The sequence below is a fragment of the Reichenbachiella carrageenanivorans genome (assembly GCF_025639805.1).
Classification (GTDB): domain Bacteria; phylum Bacteroidota; class Bacteroidia; order Cytophagales; family Cyclobacteriaceae; genus Reichenbachiella; species Reichenbachiella carrageenanivorans.
In genome coordinates this window covers 4050601-4074593 of sequence record NZ_CP106735.1, presented here as the reverse complement: position 1 = coordinate 4074593, position 23993 = coordinate 4050601, and the positions used below count along the sequence as shown (strand labels likewise).

Annotated in this window: 6 protein-coding genes; 3 read left to right on the top strand and 3 right to left on the bottom strand. The window is 45.9% G+C overall.

Annotated features, from left to right (window positions below; all coding sequences use genetic code 11):
* Positions 1–105: 105 nt before the first annotated feature.
* The 3 genes from N7E81_RS16480 (at position 106) to N7E81_RS16470 (ending at position 4763) form a co-directional block, all read left to right on the top strand.
* Complete coding sequence (locus N7E81_RS16480) at positions 106–3225, top strand: UvrD-helicase domain-containing protein (protein WP_317624079.1); 3120 nt, start codon at positions 106–108, stop codon at positions 3223–3225.
* Between the two features lie 10 nt (positions 3226–3235).
* Entirely contained in the window at positions 3236–4210 is a 975-nt protein-coding gene (locus N7E81_RS16475) for an NADPH:quinone oxidoreductase family protein (RefSeq protein WP_263050695.1), read from the top strand.
* A gap of 64 nt (positions 4211–4274) precedes the next feature.
* On the top strand, positions 4275–4763 hold the full coding sequence (locus N7E81_RS16470; RefSeq protein ID WP_263050694.1) for a hypothetical protein: 489 nt from the start codon (positions 4275–4277) through the stop codon (positions 4761–4763).
* A gap of 146 nt (positions 4764–4909) precedes the next feature.
* Here the strand turns inward: N7E81_RS16470 and N7E81_RS16465 are convergent, their stop codons facing one another.
* Genes N7E81_RS16465 through N7E81_RS16455 form a run of 3 tightly spaced genes read right to left on the bottom strand, consistent with a single transcriptional unit; the run spans position 4910 to position 23780 of the window.
* The gene (locus tag N7E81_RS16465; protein WP_263050693.1) at positions 4910–6835 is read right to left on the bottom strand and encodes an OmpA family protein; all 1926 of its coding nucleotides are present in this window, start codon (positions 6833–6835) and stop codon (positions 4910–4912) included.
* A gap of 23 nt (positions 6836–6858) precedes the next feature.
* Positions 6859–7809 carry a PorP/SprF family type IX secretion system membrane protein gene (locus N7E81_RS16460; RefSeq protein WP_263050692.1) on the bottom strand — a complete coding sequence of 317 codons (951 nt, stop codon included), beginning with the start codon at positions 7807–7809 and terminating at the stop codon, positions 6859–6861.
* Between the two features lie 8 nt (positions 7810–7817).
* Positions 7818–23780: a PKD domain-containing protein gene (locus N7E81_RS16455; protein WP_263050691.1), complete on the bottom strand. Its 15963-nt coding sequence runs from the start codon at positions 23778–23780 to the stop codon at positions 7818–7820.
* Positions 23781–23993 lie beyond the last annotated feature (213 nt).

Below are 23993 nucleotides of genomic sequence, written 5' to 3'. Positions count from 1 at the left end.
TCTAGGGGGGACGCAATAGAAGATGTTGATCACTTTGGGTAATGATGGGTTTTTATTGCATTCGTCGATCTTATTGCCTTTCTTAGAATCCAATTTTAACAGCTAATCATCATCAAAAACTTCAGTATATATCGCGCCTCGGCTGGGTCTGGCAAGACCTACATTCTGACCTATAATTACATCCGCTTGGCGCTTAAATATCCAGATTACTTCAAAACAGTGCTGGCCGTTACCTTCACCAATAAGGCTACTGAAGAAATGAAGTCGCGGATACAGAGTACACTGAAAGAGTTAGCCAAAGGGCAGAATTCTATGTCTGCCGACTTGATGGTTGAACTGAATATCAATGAACAACAACTTTCCGAAAGAGCAGATGCTTTGTTAAAAAGTATTTTACACAACTATTCGTTTTTCGCTGTTACTACGATCGATGCTTTCTTTCAGAAGATCGTTAGATCTTTTGCTCGGGAGATTGGTATTCAGACTGGTTTTAAGATCGAACTGGATCAGTCCAAGGTCATTTCAGAGGTAATAGATCAAATGCTCGCAGACATGGCGAACGATCCTCATTTAGTGAAATGGTTGACTGATTTTGCTATTTATCAAATCAATCAAGGCAAGTCTTGGGATACCCGAAAAGACATAAAAAACCTGTCAGGCGAGCTGTTTAATGAGTTTCTTGTACTCAATAAACACAAAGTCTTTGAGCAATTGAGTGAACCAGACTTCATCAATAACTTTATCAAAAGTCTAAATGATAGACGAACGACTCTAGAGCAAGGCATGGCTGCCATTGGCGGAAAGATCAAAGCTATCCTAGATAGGTATGGGTTGGCTAAAGATGATTTTACACAAAAGGCGAGAGGAGTTGGTGGTTTTTTTGAAGGGATTGCGCAAGGTGAGTTTAAGGATGCTAATAACCATACACTCAAGGCCATCAAAGAAGATGTATGGTATAGTAAAACATCCAAGACTAAGGATTTAGTAGAATCAGCCATTGGGGATGGGATTCAGACACTTGGTGCACAAGCTCTGGTCTATATAGAAGAGAATGGTAGAGAGTATCAATCGCTCAATCAAGTCATTAAATACATATACACTTTTGGCTTGCTGTCGCGCATCTCAGATGAGATCAATGACTACCGAGAGGAACACGACTTACTGCTTATTTCTGATTTTCCAGTATTCCTCAATGAGATCATCAACGACAGCGATGCACCCTATATCTATGAAAAAGTAGGCACCAGATACAAGCACTATCTGATCGATGAATTTCAAGATACCAGTGGCTTGCAGTGGAATAATTTCAAGCCATTGATTCAAGACACATTGAGTGCGGGCAACTTCTCTATGGTAGTGGGTGATATCAAACAAAGCATCTACCGCTGGCGAGGGGGTAATTGGAAAATCCTATTGGATCAAATCCGTAAAGACATTGGCGAAAACCATATCAAAGACGAGGGTTTGAGTACCAACCGAAGAAGTAAGCAGAACATTGTGGAGTTTAACAATGACTTGTTTCTACGTGCACCAGAGCTATTAGAAAATCATTTAGGAGGTCATATAGGTGAAGAAATCAAGGCCAGCCTGAATATGCAGGCGGCTTACGATAGTAGTGCCCAGCAGCTTTTTGATGAGTCTGGAGATGGGTTGATACAACTCCATTTTTATGAGAAGGACGAAGAGATAGATGATGTGAATCAGTATGTAATAGATGAACTCGTAAAGTATCTTCAGTACCTCCAAAAAGCCAATTACCAACTGAATGATATTGCGATCTTGGTACGAACCAACCCGCAAGGCAAGACCATAACCAAAGGTCTGATGGAATATCAGCTTCAGACAGGAAATGATGGCTACAAGTACGACATCATATCTAATGAGTCTTTGTTTATCAAAAACAACCCTGCGGTGCATTTGGTACTGCAAAGCCTGCTGTGGTTAGCCAACCCCATACAGCCATTGGCGAAAGCCCAGCTGCACTATGCTTGCCGGCAATATGGAGAAAGAACAGATGCTATCTGGAATCCAACGGACTTGATAGCGAAGGAAAGCGAACTAACTAAAATGAATATGTCGCAAATGGTGGAAGCTATCATCCATCATTTTCAGCTTTTCAATCAGGTGGGTGATCACGCCTATCTGCTTGCTTTTCAGGATTTGATACTCGACTATCTAAAGTACGAGAGGGATAGCCTTACAGATTTTTTGGTCTGGTGGAGTGATCATGATACACGTTCTATTCAGGTGTCTGAGGATCAGGAAGCTATTCGCCTGATGACGGTGCACAAGTCTAAGGGCTTGCAATTCAAGGTGGTGATCGTGCCGTTTTGCCAGTGGTCTCTGGATCATGGTACCAATGAGCAATTGTTGTGGTGTGAAACTAATGGGGCGCAAGTGCTAGAGCAGGTACCGTATCTACCAGTACGGTATAAAAATGATTTGGCAAAGACCGTATTTGCGAAAGATTTCTACCTAGAAAAAGCGGATGTCTATCTGGATAGTTTGAACTTGCTCTACGTGGCTCTGACGCGTGCAGAAGAGGCATTGTATGTAATGGCACCTGTGAAACCGTTTGGTAATAGCATGACGAGTGTGGCCGATCTGCTCTATCAGTATGCTAAAGACAGGTCTTTGCTAGCAGAGGAATTGGTGCCAGTGCAGATAGGGAAATTACCTCCGCATTCTGAATACCCTTCTCCACAAGAAGGAGAAGTTTCCTTGACGGCGTATGATTTTTCCCCTCCTGCAGATCGGATCAAGCTTCGACAACAGGCACATATTCTGGAAGAAGCCGTGGTAGAGTCGATCAACTACGGACAGATTATTCATTGGATTTTTTCTCTGATTAGGTCTAAGAATGATTTTACTATGGCGCTGAGCAAGGCACAGATTAAATTCGGTTTGTCGGATCAAGAAATGGTTGATATCAAATTAAAACTGAGAGAGATATGGGAAATCCCTCAAATAGAAGGATGGTTTGATGTAAGCTGGCAGGTGAAAAATGAGTCATCGATATTGTTGACTAATGGCAAACTGAAACGACCAGATCGGGTAATCGTAAAAGACAACCGAGCCATTGTGATCGACTACAAAACTGGAGCGCGAGCAGATGGACATTTGCGACAAGTACAAGAGTATAAAAACATACTGGGTGAGATGGGCTACGATCAAGTGGATGGCTATCTCATCTATCTCTCAGAGCCAGACCTTTTGGCGGTATAAAAAACAGAACATGAAAGCAGTATTATGCGAATCTTATGGGCCTCCTGAAAATCTGGTGGTGAAAGAAACAGAATCGCTCGTTCCCGATATAGGAGAAGTGATTATTTCAGTAAAGGCCAGTGGCCTCAATTTTCCAGATACCTTGATTATAGAGGGTAAATATCAGTTTCAGCCCGAGATGCCATTTTCTCCAGGAGGAGAAGTGGCAGGAGTGATTAAGTCTGTAGGTGAGGGCGTGCCCCACCTTCAAGTAGGCGATCGAGTAATGGCTGGTACGGGTTGGGGTGGATTTGCAGAAGAGGTGAGAGGAAAAGCCACCAATGTCTTTCCGCTGCCAGATAGTATCGATTTTGTGCAGGCGGCAGCTACTATGATGACCTTTGGTACATCCTATCATGCGCTGGTGAATAGAGCGCAGTTGCAGACAGGAGAAACGCTGCTTGTATTGGGAGCCGCTGGCGGTGTGGGTACGGCAGCTATTCAGATAGGCAAAGCACTAGGAGCTACTGTAATTGCTGCAGCAAGTACCGATGAGAAATTGGCTTATTGTCAATCGATTGGAGCGGATCTGACGATCAATTACTCGAAAGAGGATCTAAAGGAACAGGCCAAGGCATTGACCAACGGCAAAGGAGTAGATGTGATATATGATCCTGTGGGCGATCGATTTGCCGAGCCAGCCTTGCGTGCTATTGCGTGGAAAGGTCGCTATCTGGTGGTTGGTTTTGCCGCAGGGGAGATACCCAAAATCCCGATGAACTTGCCCTTACTGAAGGGTTGCTCGATTGTGGGTGTGTTTTGGGGTGGTTTTTTTAGGAACGAGCCACAGGAGAATGCTGATAATTTTAAGACTATTGTCCAGTGGCTGGAAGAAGGAAAGGTACATGCACAAGTGTATCAGCAATACCCATTAGAGAAAGTAGCCGAAGCGATGCACGAGCTTAAACTGAAAAAAGTGAAAGGGAAAATTGTTTTTGTACCATAAGAAAAATGAATAGCTTTATTGTCTGGGTAAAGCACCTAACTGGAAAATCAATTAAACTTAAATTATGAAAAAGACCGTATTATCTCTTGCCCTTGTTTTTTATGCTTTGTTTGCTTTTGCACAAAGCAACATCAATACTAAGGATTATAAATTTGACATGTCGATTCCTCAAGGTTTTGGGTTCAAATTATTAGAAACTGAAGGGTATGCAAAAATAGAAGGCTTCAATGGTGAAACCAAGACTAAAATCAATGCCTATGCTTTTACTGGAGAGCAGTACACTAGAGCAAACATTGTGAACTTTGCTGTAAACGAAACAGGTATTCCTGAAAAAAACTGGGAAAAAGTAGTAGACGGCGAAGATGAAAATGGCTTTGCTTGGTGGGATACTTATGAAGCGCAAGCTGGAGAAGAAATGATCTATGCTGTAGTGGCCAAAAACAAGTTTAATCCTGTGCACTATCTGTTTTTTGCACAAGCAAAACCAGAGAGCTTTGAAGAAAACCAAGAACAATACATTGAGTGGGCGATGAGCTGTCAGGGTATTGAATAATTAAAACAGCTTATGCGTAAAAAAAGGCGCTCTCAATAATCAATATTGAGAGCGCCTTTTTTGTGTCAAGTTGTACTATTTCAGCTCGTAGTAATTATAAGATCTAGTTTTAAACGTTAAGACAAACTAATAAGGGGTAGACTAGACTACAAGTCAGTGACTAATAGTTCCGTTCTTCTGTTGAGTTGGTGGTCCTCTTCGGTGCATTCACCTGGGGCGCAGTCTACCAAAGGTTTAGATTCTCCAAAACCCACAGGAACCAAACGATCTTTGTTGATGCCAGCCGTGACCATGTAGTCTACTACTGATTTTGCTCTTTTCTTTGAGAGTTTCATATTGTAGCTTTCAGAACCTCGAGTATCCGTATGTGAGTGTAGCTCTGCTTTCATAGTTGGGTTGTCTTGTAGCATCACTATCAGGTAATTGAGCTGATATTTCGAAGAATCTCGAAGAGTTGCTTTGTCGAAATCATAGTAGATGTCATCGAGTCTGATTGATTTGCCAACAGCCATGGAGTCCAATGGTACAGGCCAGTCTAATTCGTCATTGATTTCACTACCTGAGAAGAATACTTTTTGGTTTGTAAAATACTGCTGTCTGGCGGCTATCACCGAATATTCTACCCCAGTATCCAATACATAAGTGAAAGTATCGCTACGCACTTCGAAGGGAGCTAGAAATTGATTGTTTCTGGTATCTACTACATTGATAGCGGTATTGGATAGCACTTGATTGGAAATAGTGTCGATCGCGTATACATGAGCAATGAGTTTGTCGTCGGTTTTCTTGGTATAGGTATAGCTATAGATCACGTCATAGAGCTCATTTCTTCTATTAGAGACGAAGTACCCTTCACGCCCAGTTTTGGTAATCAAACCAAAGTCGTCTTTACTTGAATTGACCGGACTACCGAGGTTGGTCACCTTACCAGGTTCCTTGCCAGTGAGTACCGTTTTGTAGACATCCATGCCACCAAGCCCAGGCTGACCGTTTGATGCGAAATAGAGTACATTACCCGTCAGGGAAGGGTATAGTTCGCTGCCTTTGGTGTTTACTTTTGATCCTAGGTTTTCTGGTTCAGACCAGCCGCCATCGGCTGTAGCGTAGGTGATGTATAAGTCTGCACCTCCCAGTCCTCCAGGCTGATCAGAAGCGTAGATCATATACGAACCATCTTCGGCTACGGCAGGGTGTGCATTGTTGTATTCTGGGCTGTTGTATTGAAACTGGCTGATATTTTTGATGTTGTCATTTTCAATTTCTGCAAAGTATAAGTTGAGCTTGTTTTGATCGTCCGTACGACTGCGTTGCGCTTTCTTTTTATCGTTTAGGTTGTTGCGTGTCAATACTACTTTGGAGTTGTTTTGATAAGTGCAGAGTGGCCCTTCATGATACTTGGTATTTATTTTCTTTTGTAACCGGTTAGGCTTCATATAGCCACCGTCAGGTCTTTTTTTTGTGTAATAGATGTCTAAGTAGTTCGATTGAGTCTTCTTCGTTTTGCTCCGAATCACTACCTTTTCATGGCGATCGGAGATAAACAAATAGCCTTCTTTGTAGTAGGTAGGTGCCATGTCTGACCAGTCGTTGGCTACGGTCAGGTGAGAGACGGTGTAGTACTTGCTGTCTTTGTTGAACTGCTCTACATTGCTGAAGGCATCAAGTCGATCTATGCGGATACCACTTTCTTTGGCTTTGGCCTGATACTTTGCTACCCAAGGTTTGATTTTGTCATAGTTTTTATTGCTCGCCAGCGCTTCTATATACTCTCGTATAATTTCAGGGTCAAATTCGTCTTGCAGTTTGATATAGGCTGCCAGTGCTTTTTCTGCATTGAGCATATCATTGATCTTCCAATAGCTTTTGGCTAATTTCAATTGTGCATCGGCATTGGTGGGTTCCTCTTCGGTAGCCATTTTATAGTATTTGATTGAGGCAGCATAAGAGCCATTGGCCACTTCTGCATCTCCTTTGGCTAGACTAGATTTCCCAATGTATTTGATATCGGCATATTGTCCTTGTGCGGTGAGCGATGCGATGATTAGGCAACAAACAAGTATATATTCTTTCATAATAATAGCGATGTACCCTTAGGTTAAAAGTATCGTGGTGAGGTTACTCTGTCTTTTTTGAATTCGATTCGGTAGTTGAGCATGAGCTCGTGAGAGCCAGAGCTGATCATGTTGATGTCGTTGAGTATGTAGTCGTAGGCATAACCGAACCGCAGGCTACTTGTCAGTTGAAGTTCAAGCAAGAAGTCCAAACTTTCTCCTGAACGATACGAAGTACCTACCCAGATCACTTCGTCTATGAGTAAGTTTAAGTTGATGTCCATTTGGATGGGCGCACCTGCTACGTATTTGATCAATCCACTTGGCTTTAGTTTGAAATGGTGACCTAGATCGAATACATATCCGCCCGTCAAAAATACGTGACGTCGGGAAGTACCGCTTTCATATGTCAAGCCAGTATCTTCTATTTCAAAACTATTAATGGTAGCATTGAAGAGGGTAGGCAGAGACAGCCCCAGGTAGAAACGGTCACCGTAGTAGTATGCTCCAGTTCCCATATTGGGTTTGAAAGGCTCTCGTACATCTTCGCTTAGCGCAATGTCATTGTTGTCCCAAATTGGATTTAGCGTAGATACGTTCGATTTGTAACTACTAAAGCCCAACTGTAAACCCAATGATAAAGTAGTCTTGTCGAAGTTGATGCGGTAAGCTGCGGCGGCAAACATGTTGAAAGTTTTGGACACACCAATATCATCATTGAATAGCTGTAGCCCAAGTGCTATTTGCTCTTTCTTGATCGGCGCATGTGCCGAGAAAGATTGTGTGTTGGGAGCTCCATCGATTCCCACCCATTGATATCGGGTGAGAGCTGTCAAACTTAGCGTTTCGTGGCTGCCTGCATAGGCAGGGTTGATCGCCAGACCGTTGAACATATACTGGGTAAACATGCCTTGCTGCTGTGCCAAAGAGACGGTACTTAGCAATGTTATTGCTAAAAGGAAGGCGGCTTGTATCGTGTTTTTAAATGCTTTCATCTCTCCTCTTATCTCTTAATTACAACATAACCTGATAAACTTTCCCCTTGATCCTTCAAGGTTACAATGTAGAAGTAGGTGCCATCAGGCAGCTCTTCTCCTCCTGGAACTAAGCCAGAGTTGGCCGTTCCATCAAATACTACATTGGCATTTTCATAGTTGTCGGCTTCATATACTTTACTACCCCAGCGATTGAATATCTGTACGGTATTGTTCGCATAGAGCGGATCGTCTATCAGCGGTATTCGCCAGGTGTCGTTAGATCCATCTCCATTTGGTGTGAATACATTCGGAATCTGGAGCGACGCACCACCACAATCGTCATAGGCATCTATGAAGTTTGGAATACCATCGTTATCGCAGTCGCATCCAGTGGGACTGTCGCCCTGACTGCATTCCTCGATATCAGGGAGTCCATCTCCGTCTTCATCGTCAGAGTTATCAAGGTAGTTTGGCTTAGTGTCTCCATCTTCATCGTCATCTTTTGGATCTCCGTTGCCATTCACATCTTCATCTTTTGTAAGTATACCATCGGCATCATCGTCTTCATCTAGGTAGTTAGGGATGCCATCTAGGTCGGTATCGTCGTTTCTAGGGTCTCCATCTGCTGCAGCCCAAGTGCCATCATCGTTGAACCAAGGATAAGTCTCTAGGACGAGTAGCCCGTTGACATTGATGTCTTCATCTCGTGTAAGCACGGTATCTCCATCATCGTCATCGTCAAGATAGTTGACAATACCATCTCCATCGGTGTCGTCATCGAGCGGATTGCCATCTCCATCTATGTCTTCATTGATGGTTAGAACCAGGTCATTATCATCATCATTGTCTCTGTAGTTTTCAATGCCATCTCCATCGGTATCTTCCCCGATAGGACTTCCATTTTTGTCTAGATCTTCATTGATGGTCAGAATACTGTCATTGTCGTCGTCATCGTCAGTATAATCAGGAATGCCGTCTCCATCTGTATCTCTTGGGTTTCGAGACAGATTGTTTGAGCTACCGCTAGGGTCCTCAAAAGCATCGTCTATGCCATCTCCATCGGAGTCGGTACCTACAGGTAGTCCATTTCCACTTTCCTCCATATCCAGTGCACCATCGTTGTCGGAGTCGGAGTCTAGGTAATCTGGCGTGCCATCACCATCCGAATCCCTCGGAATCAACACATTGGCAGGGGCATTCACCCGACCACCGATGCCGAAGTTATCTGTTTTGTATTCGAAGAAATCTGCTATACCATCATTGTCCGCATCCTTGTCATTGTAGTCAGGGGAGCCGTCACCATCCGTATCAATAGGATTGCTAGGGTCTGGGCCTACTTCTATGATATCGAGGATACCGTCATGATCTGTATCTAGTAGAATGGCTGTGACTGCTATGGTGACTAGCCCTTCGTCGCACAATGACGCTTGTGGAGCAGGAGGTAGGTCACATACTTGATAGGTAAAGGTATCGTTGCCATTATATCCTGAATTGGCTACATAGGTATAGGTTCCATTGGTATTGAATGTTAGTATACCATTTTCTGGAGGTGTCACTAGCATAAAAGCCAAGTCATTGCCTTCAGGGTCGTAATCATTGAGCGATACATCGCCCGATACGGCATTGGTGCCATTCACATTGTTGAAATCGTCGATGGCAATTGGTGCATCGTTTACTGGTTCTACAGTGATGATGACATCGGCAGGTTCCTGCGAATATGAAGAGCCATCAGATCCCCACCATTTGAACCTGACTTCGCCAATGATATTGGTAGCAGGGTCGAAGGTGATTAAGTTGGCTTGAGCCAATGGGATAGATTGATCAGCAACGATGGATGATCCGTTCAATTTCAAAGTACCTTCTACTGTTGGTAAGTCATTAAACTTGATTTCTAGCAAAGGATCACCTTCTGTGTCTGAATAGCTAGCCGTAAAGTCTGATGCAGCAAAAGTGAGCGTTGTTTCTTCTTGTGTCGTTTTCAAGACATCGCTTACGGTAGGTGCATCTTCCTGACTTATGATGTTTATAGACATCGTATAATCCGCTACACTGTATTCTGTGTCTACATCACCTGATACATCTCTCACCTTGAAGGTGAAACTATCGAATGGCGCACCGTTGCCATCGAAGCTCGGAAAGTACCTAAACAGGTTGCGCTGTGGGTAGGTCGTCTTGGTGACTACGTCTGCCATAGTCACGACCACACCGGAGTAGAAGAGCAAGCCCTTGCTTGGTAGGGTAGTTATCACCACTCCTTTCAAGGCGTCATTGTCAGGGTCTTCGAAATAAAAGTCATGGTTGAAGAAAACCGTCAGGTTGTCTTCGATGCCCTCCACGGTAGCGTCTTGGCTGATAGGTGCACAACCTACATCCGAGGTAGCTGATCGAGTGAGGCTGCTGTTACATTGCGTGTCTCCGTCGTCGAAGCTCACGCTGATCAGTTCGTAAGTACCATCTGCGATCAATACGTCGGTCGTCAGGTCTGACGACCCACTTCCATCAGTTGTGATCATTTCAGTAGTTTCGGTACCATTTTTATCGAAGGTAATACTGTAGTAGGTAGATGCTTCCAGTCCTCCTATAGTGAGTAGTGGGGCGTTGTTTCGACACATAGGGCTTTCTACTGTCCAAGTGACACCAGATACATCTGGCGCTTCGTTCACGTCGAATGCGGCTGAGATTGTGGCAGCACTGCTGCCGCAGTTTAAGCCAGATTGTAATTCGATGTTGGTGATCCGTATCACATTAGCGCCAGGGAGTGTAAGCTGAGAAGCGGGAATTTCAAAATTGAAATCACCACTAGTCACTGCTACGGCTATGGTATGATCAGAGGATACATTGGCACCAGACAGATTATAAGTCAATAGATAAGTATCATCTACCAAGCTCGTACTTGTGCCCTGTACTTGTGTAGGGTCGCCTAGGCAAGTATTGTCTGCTGCAAGCGTCAGATCATCTGTAGCAGGCAAGGCTTCTACATTGAAGCTGCCTTGGAAGTCTTCGCTCACGCTGCACTGCTGTCCGTCAGTAAATTCGATGGCTGAGATACCAATATTGGTCAGTCCTGCATGGGGTAGCCAAGTGCCCGGTAGTGTAAAGCTGATGTTGCCATTGCCCGATACTACCTTCGCTACGATAGTTTTGACAATAGTCGAATTGGCTCCAAACAGACGGTAGGTCAGCTCGTAGTCTCCATCTACCAAGTTGCTTGTAAGGATCACCGTAGTGGATTCTCCTTGGCAAGTATCATCGATTAAGAGGGTGAGTCCTGCGGTGTTTGGCAGGTCTTCTACAGTGAAGTTGGCATTGATGGCTAATCCAGACTGAGAGCAAAGGTTGCCTTGTGTAGTAGCAATGCTTTGTATGGAAATGGTCATGTCCCCAGCTGTAGTCAGTTCGGCTGTAGGGATGATGATTGTTCCATTTCCACTTGCGTCAATACTCACGACTTCAGTATTAGCGTAAGCATTAGATCCATACAAGATATAGCTCATGGTATAATCTCCCATGTCTAGGCTGCTATTCAGCATTACGGTAGCATCTTCGCTTTCACAGACATTGGCTACAGCCAATGTCATGGCAGATACGTTGGGTAGCGCTTCCATGTCGAAATCATCTGTAGATAGTGTACCACTGGTGCTACAGGCTTGTCCATTGTTGAATTGGATGTCAGTCACTGTGAGGGTAGTTGTACCCGCTTGGCTTACTCTAATTTTCGGAATGGTGAAACTACCAGACCCGTCACTATTGGTAAGGTTTGCTACTACGTCGTAGTTGCCTGTATTCGCTCCGCTGAGTGTATAAGAGATCGTGTAAGCACCATCGATGAGGTTGCTAGCGATAGTAGCTGTGGCATCTTCTTTCAAGCATGTGTTTTCTACTGTCACAGCTAAGGTGCTGGTTTCAGGAAGCGGCTCTACATCGAATAAGTCGAGGACTGATAGACCAGAAGATACACAACCTGCTCCGCCAGCATAGCTCACGGCTGTGATCGTGATCGCTGTAGTGCCATCTAGTGCAAGGCTAGCCTCAGGGATTCTAAATAGACCTGTGCCAGTCGCATTGATTACGATGTTGGTGGCCACTTGATCTGTTGCGCTGTTGGCACCACCTAGGTTGTAGGTGAAGTTGTAGCTGCCTGCTACCAAAGAACTGGTGAGGTTGACCGTCGCGCGGCTGCCCAAACAGATGTCTGCTACCGTAGCAGTCATACCAGTTGTAACTGGCAATGAGGTGGCGGATAAGGTAGCCGTTTCAGAGTTTTGAGGACACTCACCATCAATCTGCATTTCTACATAGAACTGATCTGCGCTATAAGTAGAGGCATTGGTGATGATATTCAATGTTGCGGTGGTGGTATTGTTGAAGTCGCCAGCGTCTGAAAGCAAGATAGGCGTCATCAAGTCGGCATCATCTAGCCTGTACCACTGATAGGTAACTGTACCAAAGCCTGTGTTGTCCACGTCGATGCTGAACTCAGCGGTTTCACCACACACGATGTAGTCTGCAGGTTGATTGTTGATCGTTAGTGGGCCACGTACCTGGATCGAAGGCTCCGTTGTCAAGTCTAGCGTGGTACATTGTACACCATTGGAGTTGAGTACATTTGGAGTGGCTTGGATCAAGTAGATCGTAGGATCGGTAGTAGGAGTGACTGTGGCAGTGATGTTACCATTAGTACCTAGCAAACCTCCAATCAACTGAGGATCTTCAGGATTGGTATTGTCGTACAAATCGTACCATATCTCTGCTTGGGAAGACTCTACAGTGAGTAGGACTGCGTCGCCGTCGCAAACGATATTGTCTGCATCATCAGTGGTTACTACCAAACTGTTGTCAGGCGCAGGTATTTCGGTTGCTGTACTGGTGGCGGTAAGTATAGAAGAAGTACAAACGGGTGTAACAGTAGCTACAGGGTTAGGGATCGCCTCTACAGTATAGACGCCTGCTCCAGTAGTGACACCTGCAAATGTGATTTTGCCACCTGTACCTGGTACCAGTGCACCTACATTGGATACGGCAGCATCTCTCAATTGGTAGTTTACCTGCAACTGACTGTTGGTCATGGTGATGTCGAAGTTTTCACCTTCACAGAATACAGGCTGAGACAGTACTTGATTGGTCGTGTTTGGCGCGGGTGTTCGATGGAAGTTATCAGAAACATCCAAACCAATGACTGGACAACTGCCATCGCTTTGTGCTACCTCCGTGAGGGTCACGATTGTATTGCCTGTATTGGGAAGGTCGCCTGATGAGATCAGGAAGGTGCCCTCGCCTGAAGCGTTGATGCTTACGTCGTTGGCTATTTGATCTGTAGCTATATTGGCTCCAGCCAAATCGTAGGTGATGTCATAGATGCCTGCCTCAAGTTCACCTGTGATAGCTACCGTAGCATCGGTGGTGTAGTTGCAGATATTGTCTATGGTGACCTGCAAGTTGCTTGTTACTGGGATTGCCAACACATCGAAAGAGTTGGTAACTGGCGTGTTGATGTTGGTCTGCTCACAGGTACCAACGCTTGCCCCGACATTGAGTACCGTGACAGTATAGTTGGTGATGTCAGTAAGCAAGGTGTTGGAGATGATGAATTGACCATTTCCACTGCCATCCACAGCTACTATTACGTCTTGATTGGTATTGTTGGTTAGACTGTAAGTGAATTGATAAGACCCTTCAGTCAAGTTGCTGCCAAAATCTACCGTGGCATCGGTGCCTTCGCAGACATCGGCGATTGTGAATGGTGCAAAATCTACAGGATTTGGTGGAGTAGGTGTAATCTGTAGTGTCGCTTCATCAGTCAGTACAGCACTACATGCTGCCGTGGTAATCGACAGTCTGTATTTGTATCCGTTTTGTGCACTGATATTTGAGATGGTCAAAGTAGGTGTAGTGGCTCCGCTATAAAAGGCATCGTCACTCACGTCTTGGAAAGTACCACCATCGTTTTCTTGCCACTGGTAGGCTATAGAGCCAGAAGGAACGGAAATATTTGAAGTAAATGCGACTGTCTCACCTGTACAAGCGACTACATCAATCGGCTGCGTGTTGATGGTGATCGGGCCGTCAACTGTTACTTCTTCGGTATCGGCAAGCAGTTGTGTATCGCAAGTGGCTGCTCCTCCTACGAATGGTGTCGCAGTCACTCTATAGGTAGTGGTGCTCGTAGGGAATTGCTCTGGGAAATCATAGTTGCCAGGTGTAGCCTCCTGAATGGTAGCACCAGGTACATTCACCTTGTCTGCCTGCAGTTGGTAAATCACCTCAGGATCTGTACCATTGACTGTGATTGTCACGCCTTCGCTTTCGCAAATATCGTTGTCAGAGGCGTCTACTGTCAGTCCAGTGTCAGGTATTGGTACTACAGTCGCATCAGTAGTGGTTAGTTCTACTGGGGTGCAAGTTTCACCAGTGGTATTGGCATAGCCAACCAGGTTGTAAGTAGTAGAAACCGTAGGCGTAGGTGATATCGCAAATACCAATAAACCACCCATGTCGTCTGAGGCATTGCGTATCTCACTGACTTGTACATCGTCGCTATTTCGAGTGATGTAATAATCCACACCTGTTTGATAGTTGCTCAATTCGATGCTTAGGGCTTCACCCACACATATGGTAGGATCGTTTAGTGTTTCGGTAGTCAAAGTAGGATCTGCTACTACTGCAAAATCTTGCGCATACATGCTGGTAATGATCGTGTTGCATTTTTCACCTGTATTGTAATAAATGTCTTTGAATACAACTGTAGTAGTGCCTGCATTGGTCAACTGTGCCGCCGGGATAATGGCAGTACCAGTACCTGCAGATACGATGAGATCTTCGGTTTGGTCTGTAGCCACATTGTCTCCAGACAGATCATAAACGAACTGATATACACCATCGGTAAGACTTCCGTTGACCGTGATATTAGCGTCAGCGCCAAGACAGATATCTGGAATGCTGACATCCACGCCGCCTACGTCAGGAACTGGTTCTACTTCAAAGGAGCTGTTGGCGAATACATTGAGTACGCTGCAGTGCTCACCTCCGGTATAGTCGATTTTGGTGATCGACACTACGCCCGCACCTGTATTGGTGAATTTATCCGATGCTATGCTGAAGCTGCCCGAGCCGTCGCCAGAGTTGATGGTGACGATTTTTTGCGTAGGGGATACCAAATTGCTACCTGTCACGGTATACGTCATCAGATAAGTAGCGTCTACTAAGTTGCCAGCTATAGACACGAGCAGGTCACTTCCGATACAGATATTGTCTGTGCTGATGATCAAATCCGTCACGTCAGGAATACTGGTCAGTGTTAGCAAAGCTGCGTCTGATACCAGAGAACACTCTGAGGTGGTGATTTCCAATTGGTAATACGTGCCGCTGAGTCCAGTATTGTCCAATATCGATAAGGTCTCTGTGTTGGTATTGGCATATACGGCATCGTTAGAGAGGTCACTGTAAGTGACATTGTCTGGGCTCGATTGCCATTGGAACGACGGTGTGCCCCCTGCTCCATTATTCACTACGTCTGCAGAGAAAGTATTGGTAGTTTCGCTAGTACAAAGGGTGATGCTTTCTGGCTGCTTAGTAATCTCGATAGGTCCTTCTACCTCGATGGTCACTACGTCAAATAGCCCTACACTCGGACAAGTAGCTCCGTCGCTGTTGGATTGAGTAGGAGTAGCTGAGACGGTGTAGGTGCCAGACTTGGATGGTGTGCCAGCAAAAGATTCGTCGCTACCTGTACCTGCGAAGGTAAAACCTGGTACATCCGTACCATTCACTTGTAGCTGATAGGTCACGCCCACTTGGGTGTTGGCCACCGAGATGGTAGCTGGCTCACCGTAGCAGGTTTTGTCTATATCGCTGGTGACGGCGAGTGTGGAAGCCGGAGTGAGTATCACTACGGCACTCGGTGCGTTGTCTAAGGTGACACCATTACAGGTACCGCTTACTTTTGTAGAAGTGGCTACTACGTTGTAGGTCACGTCTGCAGTAGGAGATACACTGAATACGATGTCGCCATCATTGCCTGGTATAGGAAGTCCAATATTGGTCGTACCGTCTCTCAATTGATATTTGACACCTAGCTCTGAATCATGCATGGTGATTTCTCCAGCATCACCTTCGCATACATAAAGTGGTGTAGGATCAAAAGTAGGGGTAGTCTTGTCGGGTGCATCTATGATATCGAATGTGGTGGAGGTGTTGACCTCACCGATCGCACACAATTCATCGGTAGTAAAGGCGATGTCTGTGATGGTGAGTGTAGTCGTGCCGCTCAGTAGTGTACCGCCAGCAATACCAAATGAGCCTACACCATTTACGATGGCTACGGCACTAGAATTGACACCAGTTGCTGTATTGTCACCATTCAAGTCATAGGTGAATATATATTCGCCTGTGATTAGGCTTCCATCGATATTCACGGTAGGGTCATTGCCAAGGCATACACTCTCCATCGTCAGTCCTAGGGCAGTAGCATCTGGTAGAGGATAGATGATGACGTTTGTTTCAATCAGTAAGCTCACACCGCATGATTGGCCCGTGGTGAAATCAATTTCGCTGATGAAGATAGAAATGTCGCCTGGATTGGGTAAGTCTGCTCCTGCTATGGTGAAGCTGGCTACGTTGCCCGTGAAAGTGACAGCTACCGTAGTGGTCGGGATGGTATTGTCTTGACTGACTTGATAATGTAGTGTATAGTCGCCATCGGCGATGTTTGGTCCTGAGACAGTCACCAACACATCTTCACCCAGACAGATGTCGTCCGCAGAGACTGACATACCAGTTTCATTAGGTAGGGCGGAGATATTTAATACTGCTGGGGCAGATGTGACCTGACAAGCATCGATCGAGGCAACTAGCTGATAGCTGTTGCCATCGAGTCCTGCTGTGTTGTCTATCACAAGTGTCTCGGTTTGGCTACCTGTGTAGATGGCATCGTCGGTGATGTCTCCATACCCACTTCCAGTGTCTACTTGCCATTGCAAATCGGGTGATCCGCCGTCGCCTGTGTTTTCTACAGCTGCCACAAATTCGGTGTCCGTAGCACTACAAAGGGTTTGATCAGTCGGCTGAACGTTGAACACAATGGGACCAACGATCGTGATGTCTACGACATCGGTGAGTTGAATTGATCCACAATTCACCCCATCGCTATTTTGCTGGATGGGAGTGGCGACTACGGTGTATAGTGCAGACTCCGCAGGTGTATCTGTGAAAGTTTCTGTGGCTCCCGATCCAGAAATCGCAGACCCGAAGAGCACACCGTCTTTGTAAGGTTGATAAGATACGCCTGAAGCCGTCTCTATACTGAATGTAATCTCAGTTCCATCGCAATACGTGTCGTCAGGTGTAGTAAAGTCTACCGAAGCATCAGGCCTAGGGATGATGGTGGCCACTGGTTCTTTGTCCAATTCGACGGCGTCACAACCTCCCACAATAGTTGAAGTAGCTTCTATTTTGTAGGTAGTGGTCGTTACAATAGCGATAGGGAAGGCTATCGGGTCTGTGTTGGTGGTGGCTATTGGAGGGCCTACCGGAGTCAGGTCACCGAGGCGTATCAGCTGATAAGACACGAAAGCCTCTGGGCTGTTGATTCGGATTTCTCCAGGGTCGCCAATACAGATAAAGGCATCTTCGGCTGCGACTAGTTTGTCAGGTATAGGCGCTACTGTCACTACTCCTTCGTCTTCGAGTACGTATTCTGAGCACAGGCCTGCGTCACTAGATTCGTCTGCTTGCGCATACACTTGATAGATCGTGGTGACAGACGGTGCCGTTTGCCCTGTAAATGCGATTGTTGAGCCATTGCCAGCCAGTGTCTCGATGTCCGTCATGGCAACGCTTTCTCTCAAGGTATAGTTTACACCCATCTCTGTATTGGAGACTGTAAATACCAGATCAGGTGTGCCGGCTGCGTCTTCTTCACAGTATTCGAAGTCATTCACACTCAGTATACTCGCACTTGTCTCTGGTATCGGAATGACATGTACATTGGACTCGTCTGCAAGTGTGTACTCTGCACAAAAACCTAGGTCAGAACTGATGGCGGATTGCGCCACTACCTCGTAGTCGGTGTCGGCTGTGGGCGCAGGAGATAGCACAAAATCGAAAGCCGATCCTGTACCTGCTACTGTCAAGAGATTGGTTGGGTCACCTTTTACTCTTAGGTAATAGTTGACGTCCGTTTCGCTGCCCGATACGTTGACTGTGAGGTCTCCTTCGTTTTCGCAAATGATAGGATCACTGACGGTATAGTCTGTCGCTGGAATAGGGATGATCGTTACCGTAGACTTGTCGGTGAGTTCTATGCCCTCGCAGGGGTTGCTTTCTCCATCTATCGGTTCGGCTGTTGCCAAAATATTATAAAGAGTAGTCGCATCAGGAACAGGAATGACAAAAGTCAATGTGCCGCCGTTGCCTTCCTGAGCAGCTGCTACATCTACATCACCCAAATCTTCTCTGACTTGATAAAAGACGTCTGCATAAGTGGGGTTTATTGTAATCTCTACAGTAGGTGATGGATTTTCTTTACAGACCGTTGGGTCCGAAACAGCCATGCTATTGTCTGGAATAGGGATGATATCGAATGATCCGCTATTGTCTAGTACTCTTTCACAAGCACCATTGGTCACGGCAATTTGATAATTGAAAGTGCCTGTGGCAGGCAGCTCGCTGCTAGGTATGACAATGTCTAGGTCGCCTGCAGCACCTGTGCCGCTGGCTACTATGTGATTGCTATTGTCTGTGTCTTGGATGTCGTAGGTGTAGCCAGATTGAGCTCCTGATATGGTCACTGTCTGGTCATCACCTGCGCATCTATTGCCTAGGTCGGTTACACCCAAGGTGAGTGTAGGGATGGCGTTGATCTGGAGTGAGCCCGCAGGGAATTCATCGTCTGTACAAGCGTCGAGAGATACATTGATCACATAGTTGAACACGGATTCCCCGTCAGGGAGATTGCCTTCCAGTACGGTGATGTTGAGTGTGCCGTCGTTTCCAGTGCCACTGCCTACGTTGGCATTTCCAGCGTCTACATTCAAGACATCGTAGGTGTAGCCGTTTTGTGAGTTTTCTATGGTAATGATGGCATCTTCATCGTCGCATACATCTGGGCTGGTTACGGTGAGGCCAGTGTCTGGTACGGGTGTCACGTTGATCACTATGCTGTTGCTAATGACTGCACAGGCGATTGTACCCGTGGAGGTTACGACTCTGCGATAGTAGGTAGTGGTGGTGAGTAGTCCTGGGTCATAGGATTCACTGGTTGCGCCGCCGATGTCGGTAAAGTTGGTATCGTCTGTACTTTCTTGCCACTGATAGGTAAAGTTGCCATCGCCGCCAGCTGCTGCTGAGGGTGTGATCGCAGCAGGGTCGTTGTCTGAGCAGATGTCGACAGATGCTGGACTGATCACGTTGCCGGTTATTTCGTCTTGAACCGAAATGGTGACTACATTAGAAAATGCTCCAGGGCATGTGCCACTCTGCACGCTCACGCGATAGTAAGTGGTCTCTGTGATGTCTGTATAGCTATATTCTGCACTGGTATTGGCTATGGTGGTGGTAGTCGATACGAAGTTGTCGGGCGACGATTGCCATTCTAGTATGGCTCCACGGTATCCGCTCAGTATCAGTGTGTTACTGTTGTTGCCAAAGCATTCGTTGGCATCAGTATCTAGCGTGCCTGCGATGGTCGTAGGGTCTGTCTTTACCGAATAGGTAGGTCCATATATTTCACAGTTGACAGAGGTTGTTTTTCTTCTATAATAGTCTGTTGTCTGACTGGTCGGGTCGGTAGCGGCTACGGTGTAGTCTTCTCCATCGTTGGTGCCTGATGCGTCTGTCCAGTTGGTTTGGTTGGTGCTTGTTTCCCATAGGTATGCATAAGCGCCATTGCCACCGCTTGCAGCTTGTCCATCCAATGTAGGTGTGTCTCCAGCGCATATGGATTCGTCCGAAGCTACTGAGGTGTCATTGAGTCCTGGGTCTACAGTGATCGTCTGGCTCGTGGTGCCGGTACAGCCTACAGAAGTGGTCACTGTCAGTGTTACATCATAGTCGCCTGCACTAGAGAAGGCATGTGAGGGGTTCTGATCTGTCGAATTACCATCACCACCGAAGTCCCATGCCCAGCTTACGATCTCAAATCTATCGTCGATCAGTCCACCAGATTCTTGGGTAATGTCTTCGAAGTCAACCGTAATGTCTTCGCATGATTCATTACTTATGGCAGTTGAAGAAAATACAGGCTGTGGGTCTTCGCTTATGTTTATTTCGTTGTCTGTGGTGAAAATGAATTTGCCACAAGACTCTGGATTGTTGGGGTCATCTTCTAGAATCAATTTGGGTTGAAAGAGACCTCTGCGATTGTAGCTATACACTACATCGTGTGGGCTAGGGGGATTGTCAGGATCGGCAAAAGATTCTTCATATACTGGTGAGCCATCACCAAAGTCGATTCTTAGAATTTTGACATTGTCCATGCCTACGACTGTGAAGGTAACTTCGATGTCGGTCTCGGTGTCGCCTAGGCAGCCGTCAAGTGGAGTGAAGGTAAAGTCGTCATACACTGGGCCAGCCACTGTCAGTGTCTCAATCGAAGAGGTCGCCTCACAACCTCCAGCGCTTGTGGTAGTCAACACTACATCGTAAGTGCCAGGATACACATAGGAATAAGTAGGGTTCTGCTCGTTGGAGGTACCTCCAAACGAATCTCCAAAATCCCAGTGCCATGCTACGATTCCTGCATCTGGGCTCGAAGTGTCGGTGAAATTAATAGTCGCTACTGCGCAGCCGCCATCCCCATCGTCGGTGAAGCTTGCATCGGCAGTATAGACTTCAAACGCCTGAGCAACGCTGTTTTCACACCCTTTGTCATCGGTGGTAATCAAAGTCAGTGTTTTCGTTCCGGCAGTAGCGTAAGTGATGATGCCAGGATCGGCGGACGTAGGAGCCGTGATAGTACCGTCAGCGTCAGTACTCCATTGATAACTTACTAATGTGGTGAGTCCGTCTGTGGTCGATTCGTTGGTTACTAATAAATCTTCGCCAGTACACAAGTTGCCAGAAGCATAGCTGAATGCAGCGGTAGGGTTAGGGATATTGATTTCCTTTTCGGCGAGCATGGTGTCTGTGCATCCCCAATCATCTGTGACGGTGAGCGATACATCTTTTTGGCCTGGCGTATTATATCGTACATCGATGCTACTTTCGTCGGTGGCATCTGTAGTAGATGGGGTAGCGCTTGCGCCAAAATTCCAACTCCACCCGATGTTGGTGTTTTCGTTGTCGTCGGGTTGCTGTGCACTGGTAGAGGCGTTGGATGTGCTGGTGAATGCGATAGATTCCTCTGGGTCTAGGCATTGGTAGTCGTCGTCTGTATTGTCTGAGAGCTCTGTGAAGCTAGCCACTGGTCCACGTACATCGATGTACGCTGTTTTTTGTTCTTGTTTGATATTGCACCCATTGTTTTCATCCATTGTGAGTGTGATGGTTTTTAGTCCGGTTGTGGCGTATGTTACTGCAGGAGGGGTTTCTCCGTCGAAAGTAGCAGGGGTGGCTCCATCACCAAAATCCCACGAATAGGAGGGGTTCGATGCGTAGGACAGAGAGGTGTTAGTGAAAATTACTTCTTCATCATCTTTACATACTTCGACGTCTACTGTAGAGAATCTCGGTGTGCCGAAAGTGACTGGAATGAGGGATGAAAAGTAGTCTTCACATCCACTGCTATTGTTTTTTACGTAAAGTGAAACAGTGAATTCTCCTAATTTCGTGAATCTATGTCCGATAAAAGTAGGGTCTGATCCAGTGGTGTATTCTGCGGATGTAGGCCCTGGGTAGTAACTGCCATCTCCAAAATCCCATCGGTATTCATCTACGCCTTCGCTGTCCGAAGCATCGAAATCAATGCCTACGCCAGGAAAGCAATTGCCAATATTGGGGTAGTCAAACCGAGCAATAGGCAGGTTGATTTCTATCGATTGTGAGGCTGATATGTCTTCGCATCCATTGCTATAGGCATATAGCGTGATCACGTATTCGGTGGGGTCGGTGGATTGGGTGTCGTCGTCGTACACATGACCACTGGTGCCTACCTGTGCTGGTGTGCCAGTGGTAGTAGAGCCATCTCCCCAATCCCAGACCAAACTGTCGATGGGTGTGAGTGTGGCTCCGTTGGGGATGGAGGTGTTTTGTACGCTCACGGCATCATTTACGCAGAGCGTAGTGGGAGAGGTGATGTCGAATGAGGCTTGTGGTGTATAGCCTCTCATCACGGTATCTTCATAGACGATTGTTGCCAAACAGCCGGTCTCGGTTGTGATGGTTAACCGAACATCATATCGTCCTTCTTGGTCAAAAATAATATCATTAGCTAAAGGGCTGGATCCAGACTGATCCACGGAGTTGTCGTCATTGAAATCCCAAGCATAGTTGGTGATCAAATTAGACCCTGTCGGATAGCTGTTGCTCGACAGAGTAGCATCAAAATCTGCTGTAGTAGGTGTGGGATCTATGCAGCCTTGTTGGCCATCGGTGATTTCGAATACGGGTTTGGGAAACTCTACTTTGATGGTCGGATTACCAGCTTGATCAGACAGTAGGGTGCTTGACGAGCAGCCATCGCTCGTCTGAGCGGATACATATACGTCATATTCGCCTTCAGCTAAGTAGGCGTATTGGATGTTTTCTGTAGTAGATTGTTGATCGAAATTTGGAGTGATGCCATCGTAGTCAAAATCCCATGAGTATGTATCTGCTCCTCCTGTAGTAGTAAAGGTGACGGGCGTAGTGTCACACAGTTCGTCTTTGTCTGTGGTGAGTGTAAGTGCTACGCCAGGATTGATGGTGATCAAATCTGTCATGGTCACTGTTTCTTTACAGCCATTGCTAAAGGTGACTTGTAGCGATACGGTATATGGGCTGCCTGATGCGTCGGTATACGTGTGGCTTGGGTTTTCTTCGTTGCTATCTGTGCCATCTCCAAATTGCCAAAAGTAGGCGTTAGGTATGCCTCCTAAGCCGTCGGTAGAGGTATTGGTAAAATTGATGGTGCCACCTTCACAAGTTTCTACTGCATCCTCTGTAAAGGATGAAGTGTTATTCACGAACGATACACTTTGTGTGCTTTCGTCGGTGCAACCTCCTTTTGAGGTTTTGACTTCGAGTGTAATGTCATAATTTCCTGCGCTGTTGAGTACTAGGTCAGGATTTTCTACTGTACTGGTAGCCACTACACTGCTGGTGTTGGTGTCGGTGATTGTCCAGCTATACTGACTGATGTCGTCTAACTCGTCTGTGGAGTTATTGGTGAGATTAAGCGTAAGCGGGAAAGAACAGTTTTCATCTGCGTATGCGATATCAAAATCTGCTGTGGGTTCAGGGTAGAGGCTTACAGCCAATGGAATGAAAAAGCTTTCGGTACAGCCATTCACGTCAACTACATTGACTAACACATTGAATGTACCATATGTGCTGTAGGTATAGCTGATATCTCCATTGTTTCCGTCTGCAGCTAGGAGTTCGATTGGGTCGGTCATGTCTCCAAAATCCCAATTCCATTTTACAATTTCGCCACCACCAGTAGGCACTGTGCCTGTGTAGTCAAAGTCGACGGTGAATGACTCGTCGATGCAGCTAGTAGCAGTGTTGTTGATGATTTCGAACTCGGGCTCTGGTTTGGCAAATATTGTAATGACTTCCGAAGAACTTGTGCTGCCTCCATTGATGGTCAAGGTTACGGTGTAATTGCCAGGGTTGAGATAGGAAGTGCCCGCATCAGCATTAGCATCTCCACTTGGGGTAAGGCCAGTGTCTATTTCTCCATTGCCAAAATCGATATCAAAGCTGGTAATTCCTGTTTCATCGGTAAGGGTGAAGTTGACAGACGTAGCCCCACAATTTTGGTTGTTGGTGAGGTTGGTATAAAACTCAGCTGATTGAGCGAATGAAGTACTAGCTGCAAATAAAACAGCGGTTAGTCCAAGTAGGTATTTAAGCATGCGATAGGTATAGAATGTACTCTAAATATAAGAGACAAAAATAAAGAACCCAACTTAATTATACTCTAATTGAAAGTGATTAATCAGATGAAAACCTGATGTTTAACGTAAGCTTAATGAGCTATTTGCTTTTAGCTATGAAGAATTGAAAATAGAAAAAGCCACTCGCAAAAGTGGCTTTTTTTCTACTTCTTAAGAATTGATGTTCCAAAG